Annotated in this window: 15 protein-coding genes; 6 read left to right on the forward strand and 9 right to left on the reverse strand. The window is 72.7% G+C overall.

Going from position 1 to position 15,246, the window contains the following annotated elements:
• Positions 1 to 13: 13 nt before the first annotated feature.
• Both ACGF4C_RS36330 and ACGF4C_RS36335 read left to right on the forward strand, forming a co-directional pair.
• Positions 14 to 844 (forward strand): SDR family NAD(P)-dependent oxidoreductase, encoded by an 831-nt coding sequence (locus tag ACGF4C_RS36330; protein ID WP_393572444.1) that lies wholly within the window; start codon positions 14 to 16, stop codon positions 842 to 844.
• The gene (locus ACGF4C_RS36335) at positions 834 to 1,730 is read left to right on the forward strand and encodes a thioesterase II family protein (protein ID WP_393572447.1); all 897 of its coding nucleotides are present in this window, start codon (positions 834 to 836) and stop codon (positions 1,728 to 1,730) included. The genes ACGF4C_RS36330 and ACGF4C_RS36335 overlap by 11 nt, the downstream gene beginning before the upstream one ends.
• Here the strand turns inward: ACGF4C_RS36335 and ACGF4C_RS36340 are convergent.
• From ACGF4C_RS36340 to ACGF4C_RS36370, 7 genes are all read right to left on the reverse strand, one after another.
• The gene (locus tag ACGF4C_RS36340; protein WP_393572449.1) at positions 1,620 to 3,266 is read right to left on the reverse strand and encodes a type VI secretion protein; all 1,647 of its coding nucleotides are present in this window, start codon (positions 3,264 to 3,266) and stop codon (positions 1,620 to 1,622) included. The genes ACGF4C_RS36335 and ACGF4C_RS36340 overlap by 111 nt on opposite strands.
• Positions 3,263 to 4,690: an ATP-binding protein gene (locus tag ACGF4C_RS36345; protein WP_030416621.1), complete on the reverse strand. Its 1,428-nt coding sequence runs from the start codon at positions 4,688 to 4,690 to the stop codon at positions 3,263 to 3,265. Before ACGF4C_RS36345 ends, ACGF4C_RS36340 begins: the two co-directional genes overlap by 4 nt.
• A 29-nt stretch (positions 4,691 to 4,719) precedes the next feature.
• A complete protein-coding gene (locus ACGF4C_RS36350) occupies positions 4,720 to 6,285 on the reverse strand; it encodes an SCO6880 family protein (protein ID WP_393572451.1) in 1,566 nt (521 codons plus the stop codon).
• Positions 6,282 to 7,601, reverse strand: a complete 1,320-nt coding sequence (locus tag ACGF4C_RS36355; protein WP_393572453.1) for a hypothetical protein — start codon at positions 7,599 to 7,601, stop codon at positions 6,282 to 6,284. Before ACGF4C_RS36355 ends, ACGF4C_RS36350 begins: the two co-directional genes overlap by 4 nt.
• On the reverse strand, positions 7,591 to 8,451 hold the full coding sequence (locus ACGF4C_RS36360) for a hypothetical protein (protein WP_393572455.1): 861 nt from the start codon (positions 8,449 to 8,451) through the stop codon (positions 7,591 to 7,593). Before ACGF4C_RS36360 ends, ACGF4C_RS36355 begins: the two co-directional genes overlap by 11 nt.
• Positions 8,452 to 9,000: 549 nt before the next feature.
• Complete coding sequence (locus ACGF4C_RS36365; protein WP_030415911.1) at positions 9,001 to 9,309, reverse strand: hypothetical protein; 309 nt, start codon at positions 9,307 to 9,309, stop codon at positions 9,001 to 9,003.
• Positions 9,310 to 9,589: 280 nt separating this feature from the next.
• Positions 9,590 to 9,712 carry a hypothetical protein gene (locus tag ACGF4C_RS36370; RefSeq protein ID WP_265361621.1) on the reverse strand — a complete coding sequence of 41 codons (123 nt, stop codon included), beginning with the start codon at positions 9,710 to 9,712 and terminating at the stop codon, positions 9,590 to 9,592.
• A gap of 193 nt (positions 9,713 to 9,905) precedes the next feature.
• On the opposite strand from ACGF4C_RS36370, the gene ACGF4C_RS36375 reads away from it, so the two are divergent.
• Positions 9,906 to 10,907, forward strand: a complete 1,002-nt coding sequence (locus tag ACGF4C_RS36375; RefSeq protein ID WP_030809321.1) for a bifunctional lytic transglycosylase/C40 family peptidase — start codon at positions 9,906 to 9,908, stop codon at positions 10,905 to 10,907.
• Positions 10,908 to 11,111: 204 nt separating this feature from the next.
• On the forward strand, positions 11,112 to 11,837 hold the full coding sequence (locus tag ACGF4C_RS36380; RefSeq protein WP_393572457.1) for a phosphatase PAP2 family protein: 726 nt from the start codon (positions 11,112 to 11,114) through the stop codon (positions 11,835 to 11,837).
• Positions 11,838 to 11,943: 106 nt separating this feature from the next.
• On the opposite strand, the gene ACGF4C_RS36385 is transcribed toward ACGF4C_RS36380, so the two are convergent.
• Both ACGF4C_RS36385 and ACGF4C_RS36390 read right to left on the reverse strand, forming a co-directional pair.
• Positions 11,944 to 13,551, reverse strand: coding sequence for an FAD-binding oxidoreductase (locus ACGF4C_RS36385; RefSeq protein ID WP_393572459.1), 1,608 nt, complete (start codon positions 13,549 to 13,551; stop codon positions 11,944 to 11,946).
• A gap of 146 nt (positions 13,552 to 13,697) precedes the next feature.
• Positions 13,698 to 13,877 carry a hypothetical protein gene (locus ACGF4C_RS36390; RefSeq protein ID WP_393572461.1) on the reverse strand — a complete coding sequence of 60 codons (180 nt, stop codon included), beginning with the start codon at positions 13,875 to 13,877 and terminating at the stop codon, positions 13,698 to 13,700.
• A 173-nt stretch (positions 13,878 to 14,050) separates the two neighbouring features.
• Between ACGF4C_RS36390 and ACGF4C_RS36395 the strand changes: the two genes are divergently transcribed.
• On the forward strand, positions 14,051 to 14,917 hold the full coding sequence (locus ACGF4C_RS36395; protein WP_393572463.1) for a hypothetical protein: 867 nt from the start codon (positions 14,051 to 14,053) through the stop codon (positions 14,915 to 14,917).
• 96 nt (positions 14,918 to 15,013) lie between these two features.
• The gene (locus ACGF4C_RS36400; protein ID WP_393572465.1) at positions 15,014 to 15,241 is read left to right on the forward strand and encodes a hypothetical protein; all 228 of its coding nucleotides are present in this window, start codon (positions 15,014 to 15,016) and stop codon (positions 15,239 to 15,241) included.
• The last annotated feature ends 5 nt before the right edge of the window (positions 15,242 to 15,246 follow it).

A 15,246-nucleotide genomic window follows, 5' to 3' on the forward strand; every position in this document is an offset into this window, starting at 1 on the left:
GGGGACCACGATCATGACCGACGACATGACGACGGCCGGGGCTGCCGGCCTGCCGGGCGGCGGTCCGCTGCCCGGCGAACTGGCCGGGAAGACGGCCGTGGTGACCGGCGCGGCCCAGGGCATCGGCCGGGAGACGGCCCTGCTGCTGGCCGAGGCCGGCGCCGCCCGGCTGATCCTCCTGGACCGGGACGCCGGGCAGCTGGAGACGGTCGTCAAGGAGGCCGCCGACCTGGGCGCCACCGCCGTGGCCGTCGCCGCGGACCTGCGCGACCGGGAACTGGTCCGCACCCGGCTGCGCGCCGAACTCCGGGCCGCCGGCACCCTCGACATCCTCGTCAACAACGCCGGCGTGGCCGACGAGAACGGGCCCGACGACGAGACCACCTGGCTGCGGGTGCTGGACATCAACCTGCACGGCACCTTCGCGGTCACCGCGGCCTGCCTGGACCACCTCGTCGACCACGGGCGGATCGTCAACGTCTCGTCGATCCTGGGCAAGGCCGGCAAGATGCGGAACACCGCCTACTGCGCCTCCAAGCACGGCCTGATCGGCTACACCAAGGGCCTCGCCCTGGACCTCGCGGCCCGCGGCATCACCGTCAACGCCGTCCTGCCCGGCTGGATCGACACGCCCATGCTGCGCCGCGAACTGGCCGCGCAGGCCGAGGAGATCGGCGCCGACCCGGCCCGGATGCTGCGCCAGGCCCGCAAGGGCATCCCGCTCCGCCGGCTCGTCGAGGCGCGGGAGGCCGCGGAGCTGATCGGCTTCCTGGTGTCCGGCCGGGCGTCGGCGATCACCGCGCAGAGCCTGACCGTCGACGGGGGCTACACCCGTGGAATGTAGCCGGTGGCTGCGCCGACTGGGCCCGGCGCCCGCCGCGGACGGGGCCGAGCCGGCCGCCCGGGTGGTGTGCTTCCCGCACGCCGGCGGTGGCGCGGCCGCGTTCCGGCCGCTGGCCAAAGCGGTGGCGGCCGCCACCGCCGAGGCCGCGGCCGGCCCGTACGAGGTGCTGGCGGTGCGCTACCCGGGCCGCCACGACCGTATCCGCGAGGAACGCCTGGAGGACCTGCGCGAACTGGCGGCCCGGGCCTGCCGGGGGCTGCTGCCGCTCACCGGGCGGCAGCCCCTGGTCCTGCTCGGGCACAGCATGGGCGCGCTGATCGCCTACGAGGTGACCCGGCTGCTGGAGGCGGCGGGCGCCGGCCGGCCGGTGCGGCTCGTCGTCTCCGGCGCCTGGGCGCCCTCCCGGGTCCGCGGCGGCACCGTCCACCTGCGCGACGACGACGGGCTGATCGAGGAGATCCGGCGCACCCAGGGCACCGACCCCCGGGTGCTGGACGACCGGGAGCTGCTGGCCATGGCGCTGCCCGTGGTCCGCAGCGACTACAAGGCCGTCGAGACCTACCGGCACCGCCCCGGCCCGCCGCTTCGCACCCCCGTCACCGCCCTGGTCGGGGACGCCGACCCGCTGGTGACGGTCGACGACGCGGCGGCCTGGCGGGCGCACACCGCCGGGGACTTCCGGATGCGGGTCTTCCCCGGCGGCGACCACTTCTACCTCACCCGGCACTGGCCGGACCTGGCGCGGGCCGTCGTCGCGGCACCGGACCGGGTGGCCTCAGACCGGCAGGGAGCGGTGTGGCCAGCGGGCCCGGGCCTGCTCCACGGAGCGCAGGGTCGCCAGCGTCAGCAGGCCGCGGGTCCGGCCCGCCTCCAGCAGGTCCGGTAGCGCGGGCAGCGGCGCGAGGGCCGCGATGTCGTCCAGGACGAGGGTGAGTGGTGGGTCGAGCCGACCGGCGGATGACCGTTCGGCCATGCGGCGGCCGTGCTCGACCACGTACGTGAGGAGTGCGGTGAGCAGCGGCATCGCACCCGGGTCGGTACGCGGATCCTCGACGGGCTCGCCTACCACGTAGAGCGTTCCCCCTTCGTCGATGAATGATTCGAGAAGGAGCGAATCCGCGCGCAGCGGATTGCAGGCGTCCCGGATGTGGATCGACGACAGCGCGCCCAGCGCCCGCCCGACCAACTCCTTTGCGGCCTCGCGGCGTTCGGCGTGCGCGGTGAGCACCGACTCCAGCTCACCGGCCTGCCCGGCGGACGCCTGGGCGCTGGTGCGCAGGATCCGGACCGGCTCCTGCGCACCGCCCGCGGCGTGCGCCCAGCGGTGCAGCTGCCTGAACGGCCGGCCGTCCACCGCCGCGGCGTGCAGCCAGCAGCGCAGCAGCGTCTGCGCGGCGTCCGCGAGCGCCGAGTCCAGGGAGCCGGCGGGGCGTACGGGGGCCAGCAGGGCGGCGGCGCGGGCGGTCGCGGTGGCGAGGTCCTCGCAGCCGGCGGTGGGTGACCAGCGCATCCGGGCCGGGGTGTCGAGGCGGTGCGTGGGGTCGTAGGTCAGCAGCGGGCCGAGCTTGGCGCGGGCGTCCTTGGTCCCGGCCCACAGGGCGGGGTCCGTGGTGGCCACGATCAGTGCGCCGGGGGCGGCGGCCGCGACGGCACCGGCGGCGGCCCGCGCGGCGGCCCGGTCGGTGGTGAACTCGACGCGGGGCAGTGCCGGTTCCCCGGCCGCGGCGACCGCACCGGGCGCGCCCGGGGACGCGGTGCGCTGCTCGGGGACCGGGCCGGGCGGGACGGGGGCCGCCGTATCGGCCGGTGTCCCGGGAACGGCCGGTGTCTCCGGGGCGGCCGCGGTCGGGGCTTCCGATGCGGCCGGTACGGGCTCGGCGACGGGGGCGGCTGGGGCGGCCGCCGTGACCGGCGGGGCCGGTGCGTCCTCGACGAGCCCCGTCAGCCCCGCCCGCGCCGCCCTTGCCGCCGCCCGGGCCTTCGCCCGGCGGGCGGCCCGTACGGAGCGGTAGCGGGTGACCGTGCCCATCGTGAAGATCGTCAGGACGAGCAGGACCATCAGCTCGCCGATGAGGATGCCCCAGAACAGGCCGTACCCGGAGAGCTGGCCCTTGGGGGTGCCCGGCCAGGCGGCGGCCATGTCGTGCGGCGCGGACACCAGATGGCGCAGGGCCAGCGGGGTACCGGAGTAGTCCACGCCCTTCGGCCAGGCGCCGTGCGCGAACAGCCCGGCCAGCCCGGTCGCCGTCCACACCAGCAGGGTCAGGCCCAGCAGGAAGGCGAGCAGCCCGACCAGCAGGGAGTCCGGGATGCCCCGCCCCCGCCCGCCGCCGTACCGTTCGCCGTGCCGTCCGTCGTGGCGTCCGTCGTACCGTTCGCCGTGCCGTCCGTCGTAGGGCCCGTCGTCGTATCCGCGCGTCACGCCACCGTCTCGCTCGACTCGTCTCTCCACCGGCGCTCCATCGCCATCGCCTCGGCGCGGGCCTCGGCCTCCGCGTCCGCCGCCGCGTTGAGGGCGGCCCGGGTGTCGTCCGCCGGCATCGGGGACGACTCGGTCATCGCCCGGTCGGTGTAGACCAGCGGGCGTTCGGCCTCCGTGATGAGGTGCTTGACGACCTGGACGTTGCCGTTGACGTCCCAGACCGCGATACCGGGCGTCAGGGTCGGGATGATCTCCACGGCCCAGCGCGGCAGGCCCAGCACCCGCCCGGTGGCCCGCGCCTCGTCGGCCTTCTGCGCGTAGATGGTCCGGGTCGAGGCCATCTTCAGGATCGCCGCGGCCTCCCGCGCCGCGGCGCCGTCCACCACGTCCGACAGGTGGTGCACGACCGCCACGAACGACAGGCCCAGCCGGCGGCCGAACTTCAGCAGCCGCTGGAAGAGCTGTGCCACGAACGGGGAGTTGATGATGTGCCAGGCCTCCTCGACCAGGAAGATGCGTTTCTTCCGGTCGGGGCGGATCCAGGTGTGTTCCAGCCAGACGCCGACGATCGCCATCAGGATCGGCATCGCGATGGAGTTGCGGTCGATGTGCGAGAGGTCGAAGACGATCAGCGGGGCGTCCAGGTCGATGCCCGCCGACGTCGGCCCGTCGAACATGCCGCGCAGGTCACCGTCGACCAGCCGGTCCAGCACCAGCGCCACGTCCAGGCCCCAGGCGCGTACGTCGTCTATGTCGACGTTCATCGCCTCGGCCGACTCGGCCTCCGGGTGCCGCAGCTGCTCGACGATGTCCGTCAGCACCGGCTGCCGGTCGGTGATCGTCTCATTCACATACGCGTGGGCGACCTTGAGGGCGAAGCCGGCCCGCTCGTCGAGGCCGTGGCCCATCGCCACCTCGATGATGGTGCGCAGCAGGGCGAGCTGGCCGGTCGTGGTGATGGAGGGGTCGAGCGGGTTGAGCCGGATGCCGCCGTTGAGCGCGGCCGTCGGATCCAGCCGGATGGGAGTTATCCCCAGCTCCTGGGCGATGAGGTTCCACTCGCCGACGCCGTCCTCGCCCTGCGCGTCGAGCACCACGACCTGCCGGTCCCGGAACCTCAGCTGCCGCAGTACGTACGTCTTCTCCAGTGCGGACTTGCCGTTGCCGGACTCGCCGAGCACGAGCCAGTGCGGGGCCGGCAGCTGCTGGCCGTACAGCTGGAACGGGTCGTAGATGTAGCCCTTGCCGCTGTAGACCTCACGACCGATGATCACGCCGGAGTCGCCGAGACCGGGCGCGGCGGTGGGCAGGTAGACCGCCTGGGCCTGGCCGGTGGAGGTGCGTACCGGCAGCCGTGTCGTCTCCACCTTCCCGAACAGGAAGCTGGTGAACGCCTCGGTGAGCGCTCCGAGCGGATCGAGCATGGCCATGACGTACGCGCCTCCCAGCGGCTTTAGCGGCGGATCCCGGTCGCGAACGGCAGGGTGTTGACGAATGCCCGGTGGTGCTCCCGGTCGCACCACTCCAGCTTCAGGTACGACTTGCCGGCCGAGGCCCGGATGGTCCGCTTGTCCCGGGCCAGCGCCTCCGGCGACCGGGACGAGACGGTGAGGTAGCCGACGAGGTTGACGCCGGCCGCGCCGGACGCGAGGTCCTCGCCGCGCTGGTCGACGCGGCCGTGGTGGGCGACGTCCCGCGGGTCGACCACCCGGTTCATCTTCGCCGCGCGGCTCGCCTCCGCGTCGTCGTTGGTCTTCTCCGTCAGCATCCGCTCGATGGCGACCTCGGTGGGCTCCAGGTCCATGCAGACCGCGACCGTACGGATCACGTCCGGGGTGTGGACCAGCAGCGGCGCGAGGAAGTTGACGCCCACCGGGGTCAGCGGCCACTCCTTGATCCAGGCGGTGGCGTGGCACCAGGGCGCCCGGGTCGAGGACTCCCGGGTCTTCGCCTGCAGGTAGGTCGGTTCCATCGCGTCGAGCTCGGCCGGCCAGGCGTTGCGCTTGCTCATCGCCTGGATGTGGTCGATGGGGTGGTCCGGGTCGTACATCGAGTGCACCAGCGACGCCAGCCGGGCCTGGCCGAGCGGCTGGCGGACCCGGATGTCGGCCTCGGCGAGCCGGGCGCAGATGTCGGTCAGCTCACGGGCCATCACCACCGCGAGCCCGGCGTCCCGGTCGAGCTTCTTGCGCAGCAGCCCGCCCTGGTGCATCCGGGCGGCCCGCGCCATGGTCTGCGCCTCGGAGGCCAGCTCGCGGGTGTAGTGCATACAGGCGACGAGGTAGGCGCGGTGCTGCTCACTGCTCGTGGACACCATCGACTGCAGCTGGTCGTAGGAGTCCCGCAGCCACTGCGGGGAGCTCCGGTCGCCCCGCTGGGCGACGTCCTTGGCGTGCGCGTCCGGGTCGGCCGGGAGGGTACGCGCCAGCATCTGCAGCCGCGTCACGAAGCCGTCGCCGTTGGCCACATGCTTCAGCAGCGTCCCGAACCGGTCGACCAGCGCCTCCTGGTCCTCGCTGTCCCGCAGCCCGACGCCCGGGCCCTCGATCTCGATCGCGGCGGTCACCGTGCGCCGGTCGGCGTGCAGCAGCACCGCGATCTCGTCCGGGCCGAACGGCGCGCTGAGCCAGTTGATCCGGCCGATGCCGGGCGGCGGGCCGATCTCCACCTCGCGGCCGTCCAGCCGGGTGCCGGCCTCCGCCGCGCCGGAGCGGTAGACCGCGCCGCCCTTGCGGACCGTGCGCCGGAAACTGCGCCGGATCTCGAACCACCGGTAGAACGTGCGGCCCTTGTACGGCACGTAGACGGCGGCCAGCCCCAGCATCGGAAAGCCGGTGAGGCTGACGATCCGCAGCGGCAGCATCGGGACCAGCAGCCCGCACATCATGCCGAGGAACGCGCCCGCGATGATCAGCGCGATCTCGCCGGTCTCGCGGTTCTTGCCGACGATCGCGTTCGGCCGGGCCCGGCCGATGAGATAGGTGCGACGTGGCGCGATCGGATGGGACTGCGTGCTCAACGCCCCTCACCTCCTGCTGTCTTGCCGGTGCGGGCGCTGCTGCTCGGGCCGGGGCCGGGGTTCGTACGGGGAGCGGGGGCGGCGGGGGACGGGCCGCGGCCGCCGCCGGTGCGGGAGCTGTGCGCGGCGACGCCGCCGGAGACCGCGTCGGCCGGCCGGGACTGGCCGCCCTGCGCGCCCTGCTGGCCGCCGCCTTCCCCGCCGGAGCGGCGGGTGCTGTGCGTCTTGATGCCCTGTGAGACCAGCGCGGCGGGGGAGCTGAGCACCGCGGCGGCGGCGTTCTCCGCGCCCCGGCTCATCCGGTTGTTCCGCGAGGCGGCGATCTCGTCGCCGAACCCCGGGACGAACCGGTAGATCACCGCGCTCGCGAAGATCGCCAGCAGGATGATGGCGAGGCCGGACACCACCGCCGAGATGGCGTTCGGGCCCTTGTCGCCGGAGAGCGCGCCGGCGATGCCCAGCACGATCACGATCACCGGCTTGACCATGATCACCGCGATCATGATGCCCGCCCAGCGGCGCACGTGCCCCCACATGTTCTTGTCGACCAGCCCGGCGTACACCACCGTCCCGAGCAGCGCCCCGACGTACAGCAGCGCGGCCCGGATCACCAGCTCCAGCCACAGCACACCGGCGGCCAGCACGGAGACCAGGCTGACCACGATCAGCATGATCGGCCCGCCGCCGATGTCGGTGCCCTTGGTGAGCGCCTGTGAGAACGACCCGAAGAAGGTGTCGGTCTGCGCGCCCGTCCCCTTCGCGATGATCGCGGTGACCCCGTCCGTCGCCGACACGACGGTGTACAGGATCAGCGGCGTGAACGCCGACGCCAGCACCGTCAGCCACAGGAACCCGACCGCCTCACTGATCGCCTCCGTCAGCCGCACCCCCCGCACCGCCCGCTTGGCCACGGCGAGCAGCCACAGCACGAGCGTGAGCACGGTGGACGCGGCGAACACCACGGCGTACTGCCGCAGGAACGCCGCGTTCGTGAAGTCCACCTGCGAGGTGGCGGTCACGGCGTCGGACAGCTTGTTCACGATCCAGGCGGCGGCTTTGGCACAGCCTTTGGCGAGGGATTCGAGGGGGTCGAGGGGGTTGTTGTCGAGGGGGTTGGGGGGAGTGCCGCCGCCGGACGGATCGTTCTGCTCGCAGAAATCCTTGAGAGCGCCGCTGGACGAGGAACACGGCCCCTTGCCCGGCCCCGGGGACGGTGCGGCCATGGCACGGGTCGCCAGCAGGAGCGCAAGGGCCTGGACGCTCGCCAGCACGGTGGCGATCGAGGTCACACGGCGGGACGTGGGCTTACCGGGCATACGTGAGACCTCCGTAGCCTTGTACGGCCTTGGTCATGTCCTCTGCCGAGGCGGCCGCTTGGTCGCGGCCGATGGGAGCGGGGCCCTTCTTCTGCGTGAAGTTGGTGACCTTCCAGTCCCCGCCGGTCCACTTCAGGTCGAAGGTGTTCGTGTACCAGCTCTCGGTCACGGGGTTCTGCGACTGCGGGCCCGCCAGGCCGAAGAGCGTGGAAAACCAGACGGAGACCTTGGCGGTGTCGTCCTTGAGCGATTCGATCTTCGTCCCGACAGGATTCGCGCGGGACACGAACGTCATTCCCTTGGGGGCGGTGCCGTCCGGTTTGAGGCCGATGCGTCCGAGGACTGAGGCATTGGAGTAGACCTTGTCCAGGTCGTTCTTCCGCGCCGCGGCCACGGAGGGCGCGTAGACGGCCTTGGCGATCTCCTGCCGCCTGGCGGCGTTGTACATCCCGTCGCTGCTGAGCGCCACCACATAATTCGCCGCCGCCGACTGCGCCCCCTGTTCCGTCTTCGGGAAGCCCGCGGCGATGCCGCCGTTCTTCGTGGTGACGGGCTTGGTGCCGGTGGGGGTGGTGGGGCGGGCGGGGCCGGGGGCGTTCTTGGGGGAGTCGCCCGAGGTGTCGGAGCTGGTGCTGCCGCTGCCGCCGCGGTTGGCGAAGGCGATGGCCGCGAGGAGCAGGACGATCACGCCGACGACCGTGATGAGGTTGCGGCTGGACAGCCCGCTGCGGGGCCGGCGTCCCGGGCCGTAGGGGTCGCCGCCGCTGTCGGGAAGTCTGGTGCGGGTCTGGCCCGTCTCGGGGCCGCGGTGGCCGTCGCCGCCGTAGCCTCCGTCGTCGCTGAGACTCATCGCCCCTGTGCCCCCTCTGCCTCTGCCGCGGTCGCCGTCCGTGCCGTCGTTGTGCCGCCCTCATATGACCGTAGCCGCGCGGGCGGCAGCTCGGGCGTGGGGATACGAGTACATCTCACGGTGACGATTCCTCAGATGCGGTGCCGCGGAGGCGAATGGGGGACTGTGGGTAATTTGTGCTCATCGCCTCGCTCCGCGTCGGCCGTCGCCCTCTTGCGCCTTTCCGGGCCTTCCTTCCCCCGGATCCACCTGTCCCCGTCCGGCGGGCAGCCCAATCGGCCCGCTGGTGGCGGGGGTGCGAAGGGCGTGCGGCGGGCCCGGCGGGCCGGGGTGAGGGGGCGTCAGCATGGGGACTTCACAGGTGGCCTTCGCGGGGGAGGTACGGCCGGGTGGAAGCGGGCGGGGGCACGGGGCGGCGGAGAGAGGACGGGCGGGGGCGCAGGGGAGCGGCGCGGGGACGGACGCCTGCCCGGCTGCGCCCAGGCGTGGCGGTCCGCACCGCTCCGGCCCTGGGCCTCGCCCTGCCCCCCGGGTCCTCGCCCCGGCGGCCTACACCGCCATCCCGTACACGATGGTGAACAGCGTCCCCAGGGAGCCGATGATGAAGACGCCGGTCAGGCCGGCCACGATCAGGCCCTTGCCCTGTTCGGCGCTGAAGGTGTCGCGCAGCGCGGTGGCGCCGATGCGCTGTTTGGCGGCGCCCCAGATCGCGATGCCGAGGCACAGCAGGATCGCCACCGCCATGACCACTTCGACCATCACGCGGGCCTCGTTGCCCAGGCTTCCGAACGGGCCCCAGTCCGGGGCGATTCCGCCGATGATGGTGGTGATGTCGCCCTTTTCGGCTGCAAGGACCATGTGTGACATCTGCGCCATGTGTGAACTCACCGCCCCTTATGGGTTGTTGATGGTGCCGCTGCGCCGGCCGGCGCAGGTCGGCCGCTCTCTTCGCCCTCTATCTTCGCTGACAAAGACGCCGTCAGAAGTCGACTTGACGCCTTTCTTCGACGGATCCCATGGGGGTGGCGTGTACGTGCGGGTGCGGGCCACCCATTGAGCCGACGGTTCTCACTGTGTGTATCACGGGTGATAACCGCGAGCAATGATCATCGGTGCGGCGGGGAGGTGCCGCGGACGGCTACTTGGGCGCGTGGGTCATGGCGAAGACCATGACCAGGGCCACCAGGTGGATCGCGAAGAGGAAGTACGCCACCCGCCACCACAGGTGACGGTTCATCTGCCGCTGATTGTTCGGGTCCATGGCTCTCGTCCTGGTTCGGGGGTGCCTGTGCAGTGTCGCTCATCCGGCGGTGCACCGGGCGCCGCGAGGGGCGGATGTGAGCGGGATCGCGTCCCGGGCGGCGCGCCCCCTGCGCCGCCGGTGTGACACGCGACGCGCAGCGCACGGCCGGAAAAAGGCAGTGAACCGCGCCTGAATGGGGGAGGGTTGGGGGGTGCGGAAATTCTGGGTGGCCGGTGGGCTCGGGACGGGGCTGGTGCTCCTGCTCGGGCTGCTCGTGATCGGTACGTACGTGGCGGCGGCCGGGCTGGCCGGGGTCGGCGGGCGGGCGCTCGGGCTGGCCAAGGGCGCGGTGCCGGCCGCGTACCAGGACCTGGTGCAGAAGTGGGGCACGCTCTGCCCGGCCATAAGTCCCGCACTGCTGGCGGCGCAGCTCTACCAGGAGAGCGGGTGGAACCCGAAGGCGCAGAGCCCGGCGGCCGCGCAGGGCATGGCGCAGTTCATCCCGGGCACCTGGCAGACGCACGGGATCGACGGGAACGGCGACGGGAAGAAGGACGTCTGGGATCCGGAGGACGCGATCCCGTCGGCCGCGTCGTACGACTGTGAGCTGGCCAGTTACGTGAAGAAGGCGCCGGGCGACGCCACGCACAACATGCTCGCGGCCTACAACGCCGGCGCCTACCGCGTCATCCAGTACAACGGCGTCCCGCCGTACCGCGAGACCCAGAACTACGTGAAGACCATCACGACCCTGGCCAAGAGCTTCGAGGCGCCGCGCGGGCCGGTGGCGCCGTCCCGGCAGGCCGCCGGGGCCATCTACTACGCCCAGGACAAGCTCGGCACGCCGTATCTGTGGGGCGGGACGGGCACGGCCGCGCAGGGCGGGCGGTTCGACTGCTCCGGGCTGACCCAGGCCGCGTACCACTCGGTGGGCATCGAGCTGCCGCGGGTGGCGAACGACCAGTGGAACGCCGGGCCCCATCCCAAGCGCAGCGAGCTGCTCCCGGGTGACCTGGTGTTCTTCGCGTACGACCTGAACGATCCGCGCTCGATCCACCACGTGGGGCTCTACGTCGGTGGCGGGTACATGATCAACGCGCCGTACACCGGGGCGGTGATCCGGTTCGACAAGATCGACACGCCGGACTACATCGGGGCGACCCGCGTCACCTCGGATGGCGCAAAAGCGCTCCCCGCTGCGAACGCTGCGTGAACATAGGGCCCTGAACTGCAGTGATGAGTCAAGCTTCGATAACGTCCTGGTGATCATCCGGTGGAGAGTGGAACGACCGGGGCGGTCATCACGTTTCCTAGGCGTGGGGACGTAGCAGCTCGTAGCAGCACACGCTCGACGACCACGGGGGTTGGCAGCACACGGACGGCGCACGCGCGCGCGAAAGATAAGGGGCCGCGGTAGATGGCTGGACTCGCATTCGAGGGGCCGAACCCCGACGTCGACGTGCTCGACGGCATCAACGGCCTCGCGAAGGACGCGCCCCACTGGGTCAACAAGGCCATGGAGTACATCGGCGAGTACGGCATCATCGCCGCCCTCGCGGTGCTGTGCCTCATCGCCTGGTGGTCCGCCCGCCGCCGGCCGGGCGCCGCCGGCGCCGTCGCCGGCCTGGTGTGGGCCCCGCTGGCGGCCGGCATCGCGCTGCTGGCCAACATCCCGATCCGCGATTTCGTCGAGCGGCCCCGGCCGTTCAAGGACCACGCCGGACTGGCGGTGCTGATCCCCGGCAAGAGCGACTTCTCGTTCGTCAGCGACCACGCCACGCTCACCATGGCGGTCGGCGTCGGACTGTTCATCGCGCACCGCACCTACGGCCTGATCGGCATCGCCCTGGCGCTCGCGGAGGGCTTCTGCCGCGTCTACATGGGCGTCCACTACCCGACCGACGTGATCGGCGGCTTCGCGCTGGGCACCGCCGTCGCCCTGCTGCTCGCGCCGCTCGCCCAGGCGCTGCTGGTACCGCTGACCACCGCCATCGGCCGCTCGAAGGTGTACTGGCTGGTCCGGGCGCCCGGGGTGCCGGTGGACGGCCGTCCGGGCCAGGACGGCGAGGGCAGCCGGGTGGTCGCCACCGGACCGGCGCTGCCGCGCGGCCCCAAGGAGCGGGACAAGGACCTGGCCGCCTGACGGAGGGCCCACCGGCCCGGCTCCCCTCGGGGAACGAAGACCTGGCGGATGAGGACGGCCCGGACCCCGTGAAGGGGCCGGGCCGTCCGCATGTCCGCCGGCGGGCTCAGAGCGCCTGCGGGAAGGTGCTGAACAGCCGCTGCGGGTCGTAGGTCTTCTTGACCTGGGCGAGCCGTCCGGCGGCCGCCCCGTAGTAGGCGGTCTTCCAGTCGGTCAGGTTCGGGTCGGTGTAGTTCTGGTACGCGGCGCCCGAGGAGTACCGGTGCATCGCGGCGTGGAAGGAATCCAGCCACGCTGTGCGGGTGCCGGGCGAGCCGCTCGCCGGCCAGGACGTCAAGTACTGGGCCAGGAACCGCGATCCGCGGTGCACGAACGCGGTGTCGGTGCGGCCCACGCGGTTGATCGCCCCGCCCAGTGCGGTCAGCGCCACGTTCCCGGCGACGCCCTTGCGGCCGCCGCGTTCGATCTGGTCCATCAGGGTCCGGATGCCGGTCGCCGACAGCGAACGGTCGTAGAAGTGCGAGCGGGCGGCGTAGGTCTCGCGGCCCAGCTGGCCGCTGCCGGTGTGCCCGGGCAGCGAACCCGGCATGTGGCACTGCGCGGACGTCTTCGACGAGCAGCCCGCGTACGTCTCCATGGCGTCCAGATAGCCGATCGGGGTCAGATGCACGGTGGACGCCGGGCCGGGGCCGCCCGCCTGGTCGGCGAGCCGGTCCACGGCGTTCTTCAGATCGCCGTACGTGCCCAGGGAGAACGCCGCCACCGACACCGCCGGGGTGCCGCCGGGGCGGGCGTCGAGATGGCAGGCGGACCATATCTCGTCCGCCTGCACCGGCCCCCACTTCTGCCAGGACGCGACCACCTTCGCCGCCTTGGCCCACGGCCACGTCATGTACGCCATCACCGCGCGCGGCGCCGGATGCGTACGGAAGCGCAGTTCGGTGACCACGCCGAAGTTGCCGTTGCCGGCGCCGCGCAGCGCCCAGAACAGGTCGGCGTGCTGCTTGGCGTCGCAGTCGACGGTCTTCCCGTCCGCCGTCACGACGGTCGCGCCGACCAGGCTGTCGCAGGTCAGCCCGTACGCCCGGGAGACCACGCCGTGGCCGCCACCGAGCGTGAGCCCGGATATCCCGACGGTGGGGCAGGAGCCCCCGGGTATCGTCACGCCGTGCGCCGCGAGGCCCTGGTAGACGTCGATGAGCTTGGCGCCGGCGCCGATGCGGGTCACGCCGCCGGACGGCGTGCCCACCTTCGCGAGCGCGGAGACGTCGACGATGAGCTTGCCGTTGCCGCTGGACCAGCCCGCGTAGGAGTGGCCGCCGCTGCGGATCGCCACCTGGGTGCCGTACTTCCGGGCGAACGCCAGGCATTCGGCGACGTCGGCCGGGTGCTTGACGTACGCGATCGCCGACGGCTTCAGGTCGTCGTAGCGGGTGTTGTAGAGCCGCCGGGCGGCCGCGTAGGCGGCGTCCGAGGCGCGGACGAGCTTGCCGTCCAGGCTCTTGCCGAGCGCCGTCCAGGAGGCCGGGGTGGCCCGGCCGGCGGCGATCCGCGCGGGCACGGAGGCCGCGTTGGTCTGCACGGCGTCGGAGCCGGCCGTGGCGGAGGAGGAGGCCGCGCCCGTCCTGCCGCTCTTGTCGTCGCAACCGGTGGCCCAGACGACCGAGGTCGCCGCGAGTCCGCCGCCGGTCTGCAGGAGTGTGCGCCGCTTCACTGGGATGGATCCCCCTCGATGTCGAACGGTCCTGCCCCGTCCGCCGGTGGCCCGGCTGGTCGTCGCGGGGCGGTCACGGGACCGCTGTTGCTTCCCTGACTAGGCAGATGCGTCAGGGGCGTTGGGGGTTCCAGGAACGGATTCCCTCATTCCACGGGGTGTCCGGGGCGGGGCCCGTCGCCGGCCTCCGACAGGTGCCGCTCCGCGTCCGTCCGCGCCTGCGAGCGGGCCCGCCGGGCCGGCCCGCGCCAGCCGCAGTCGCAGCGGGCCGTGCAGAAGGAACCGCGTTCGGTGGTGGAGGTCGCATGCAGCGCTCGGTCGGGCACCCGCGTCACGCTACGCGCCTTGGATGTCGCCAGCGTGACGAGCCCCCTCAACGGTCGTTGAACGGATCGGTCGACGGAACGTCAGGCGTACACGGGCGGGACGTCGGACCCTCCCGAGCGGACCGGCCGGCCAGGCCGGTCCCGAAGACAGCGGCCGAGGGGGCTCGTACGCGATGGTGGTGCAGGACAGGCGGGGCGGCCGGACGGCCGCCGTGGCCCTGGCGTGCGGGACGGGTCTGGCGGTCGGGCTGCTGACGGCGGGCTGCTCCTCCGAAGGCGCCGCGGCCGACGACCACGAGCCGCCCGGCGGGTCCGCCGCCGCGGTCGCCGACCGGGTCCGCGGCAGCGCCGACGCCCTGCTCCGGGCCCGCTCGGCCCGGGTCGTCACGGCCATGGAGACGAACAGCGGCGGCACCCGCGTCGCCATCCGCGGCACCGGCGGCTACGACTTCACCACCGGCACCGGACGGCTCGTCGTCGTCCTCCCGGACCCGGCGGACCGGCCCGGCGAGGGCCGCCAGCCGATCACCGAGATCCTCGCGCCCGGCGCGCTGTACATGAAGAACCGGGGAGCCGGGGTGCCCGCCGACAAGTGGGTGCGGGTGGAGACCGCCTCGCTGACCGACGGCAACCTCGTCACCGGCGGTGCCACCGATCCGCTCGCCGCGGCGGAACTGCTGCGCGGCGCACGGCAGGTGACGTACCAGGGCGAGGAGCGGCTGGACGGGGTGCCGGTGCGCCACTACCGCGGGACCACGGACATCGCCGTGGCCGCGCGGGCCGCCTCGGCGCGAACGAAGCCGGCGCTGGTCGCCGCGGAGAAAGGGTTTACCACCCGTACGGTGCCGTTCGACGCGTATCTGGACGAGGCGGGCAGGCTGCGCAAGGTGCGCGAACGCTTCCATTTCGCCAATGGCGCGCCCCAGGGGGCGTCGGTGACGTCGACCACCGAACTGTCCGGATTCGGGACGCCTGTGGTGGTCCGCCTGCCGGACCGCCGCGACATCTACGCAGGAAAGATCGCGTCCGCCGCTCCCTAGGAGCCCACCCTTCCGTCCCGGCCACCGGGAGCGGAAATGGTCCTTCCGTGCCATGCGCGCGGCATCGGCCCGTCCTTACGCTGGCGGTACCACCGCATGCGTGCGAGGCGCTCGGAGGAGGAGGTGTTGTCCGTGGCCGGCCACCGCCGTCCGACGGCCTGGGACCACGTGGCCCTCGTGGAGATCGACCTGACCGGTGAGTTGATGATCGCGGCGGCGACCGCGAGCGAGGACCGGCTCAGTCCGGACCGTATCGACGAGGTGCTGGACGTGGAAGCGGACGGGGACGGGGACGAGCCGTCCGGCGCCGCGGGCCGTGGATAGCCCGC

This window comes from Streptomyces sp. NPDC048197 (assembly GCF_043202395.1).
GTDB classification, from domain to species: Bacteria; Actinomycetota; Actinomycetes; order Streptomycetales; family Streptomycetaceae; genus Streptomyces; species Streptomyces siderophoricus.

Excerpts from the sequence above, each read along its gene's own strand:
- ACGF4C_RS36370 (WP_265361621.1), bottom strand. The coding sequence starts at position 9,712 with ATGGACCCGAACAATCAGCGGCAGATGAACCGTCACCTGTGGTGGCGG.
- ACGF4C_RS36345 (WP_030416621.1), bottom strand. The coding sequence starts at position 4,690 with ATGCTCGATCCGCTCGGAGCGCTCACCGAGGCGTTCACCAGCTTCCTG.
- ACGF4C_RS36400 (WP_393572465.1), top strand. The coding sequence starts at position 15,014 with ATGCGTGCGAGGCGCTCGGAGGAGGAGGTGTTGTCCGTGGCCGGCCAC.
- ACGF4C_RS36380 (WP_393572457.1), top strand. The coding sequence starts at position 11,112 with ATGGCTGGACTCGCATTCGAGGGGCCGAACCCCGACGTCGACGTGCTC.
- ACGF4C_RS36355 (WP_393572453.1), bottom strand. The coding sequence starts at position 7,601 with ATGCCCGGTAAGCCCACGTCCCGCCGTGTGACCTCGATCGCCACCGTG.
- ACGF4C_RS36395 (WP_393572463.1), top strand. The coding sequence starts at position 14,051 with ATGGTGGTGCAGGACAGGCGGGGCGGCCGGACGGCCGCCGTGGCCCTG.
- ACGF4C_RS36330 (WP_393572444.1), top strand. The coding sequence starts at position 14 with ATGACCGACGACATGACGACGGCCGGGGCTGCCGGCCTGCCGGGCGGC.
- ACGF4C_RS36365 (WP_030415911.1), bottom strand. The coding sequence starts at position 9,309 with ATGGTCCTTGCAGCCGAAAAGGGCGACATCACCACCATCATCGGCGGA.
- ACGF4C_RS36360 (WP_393572455.1), bottom strand. The coding sequence starts at position 8,451 with ATGAGTCTCAGCGACGACGGAGGCTACGGCGGCGACGGCCACCGCGGC.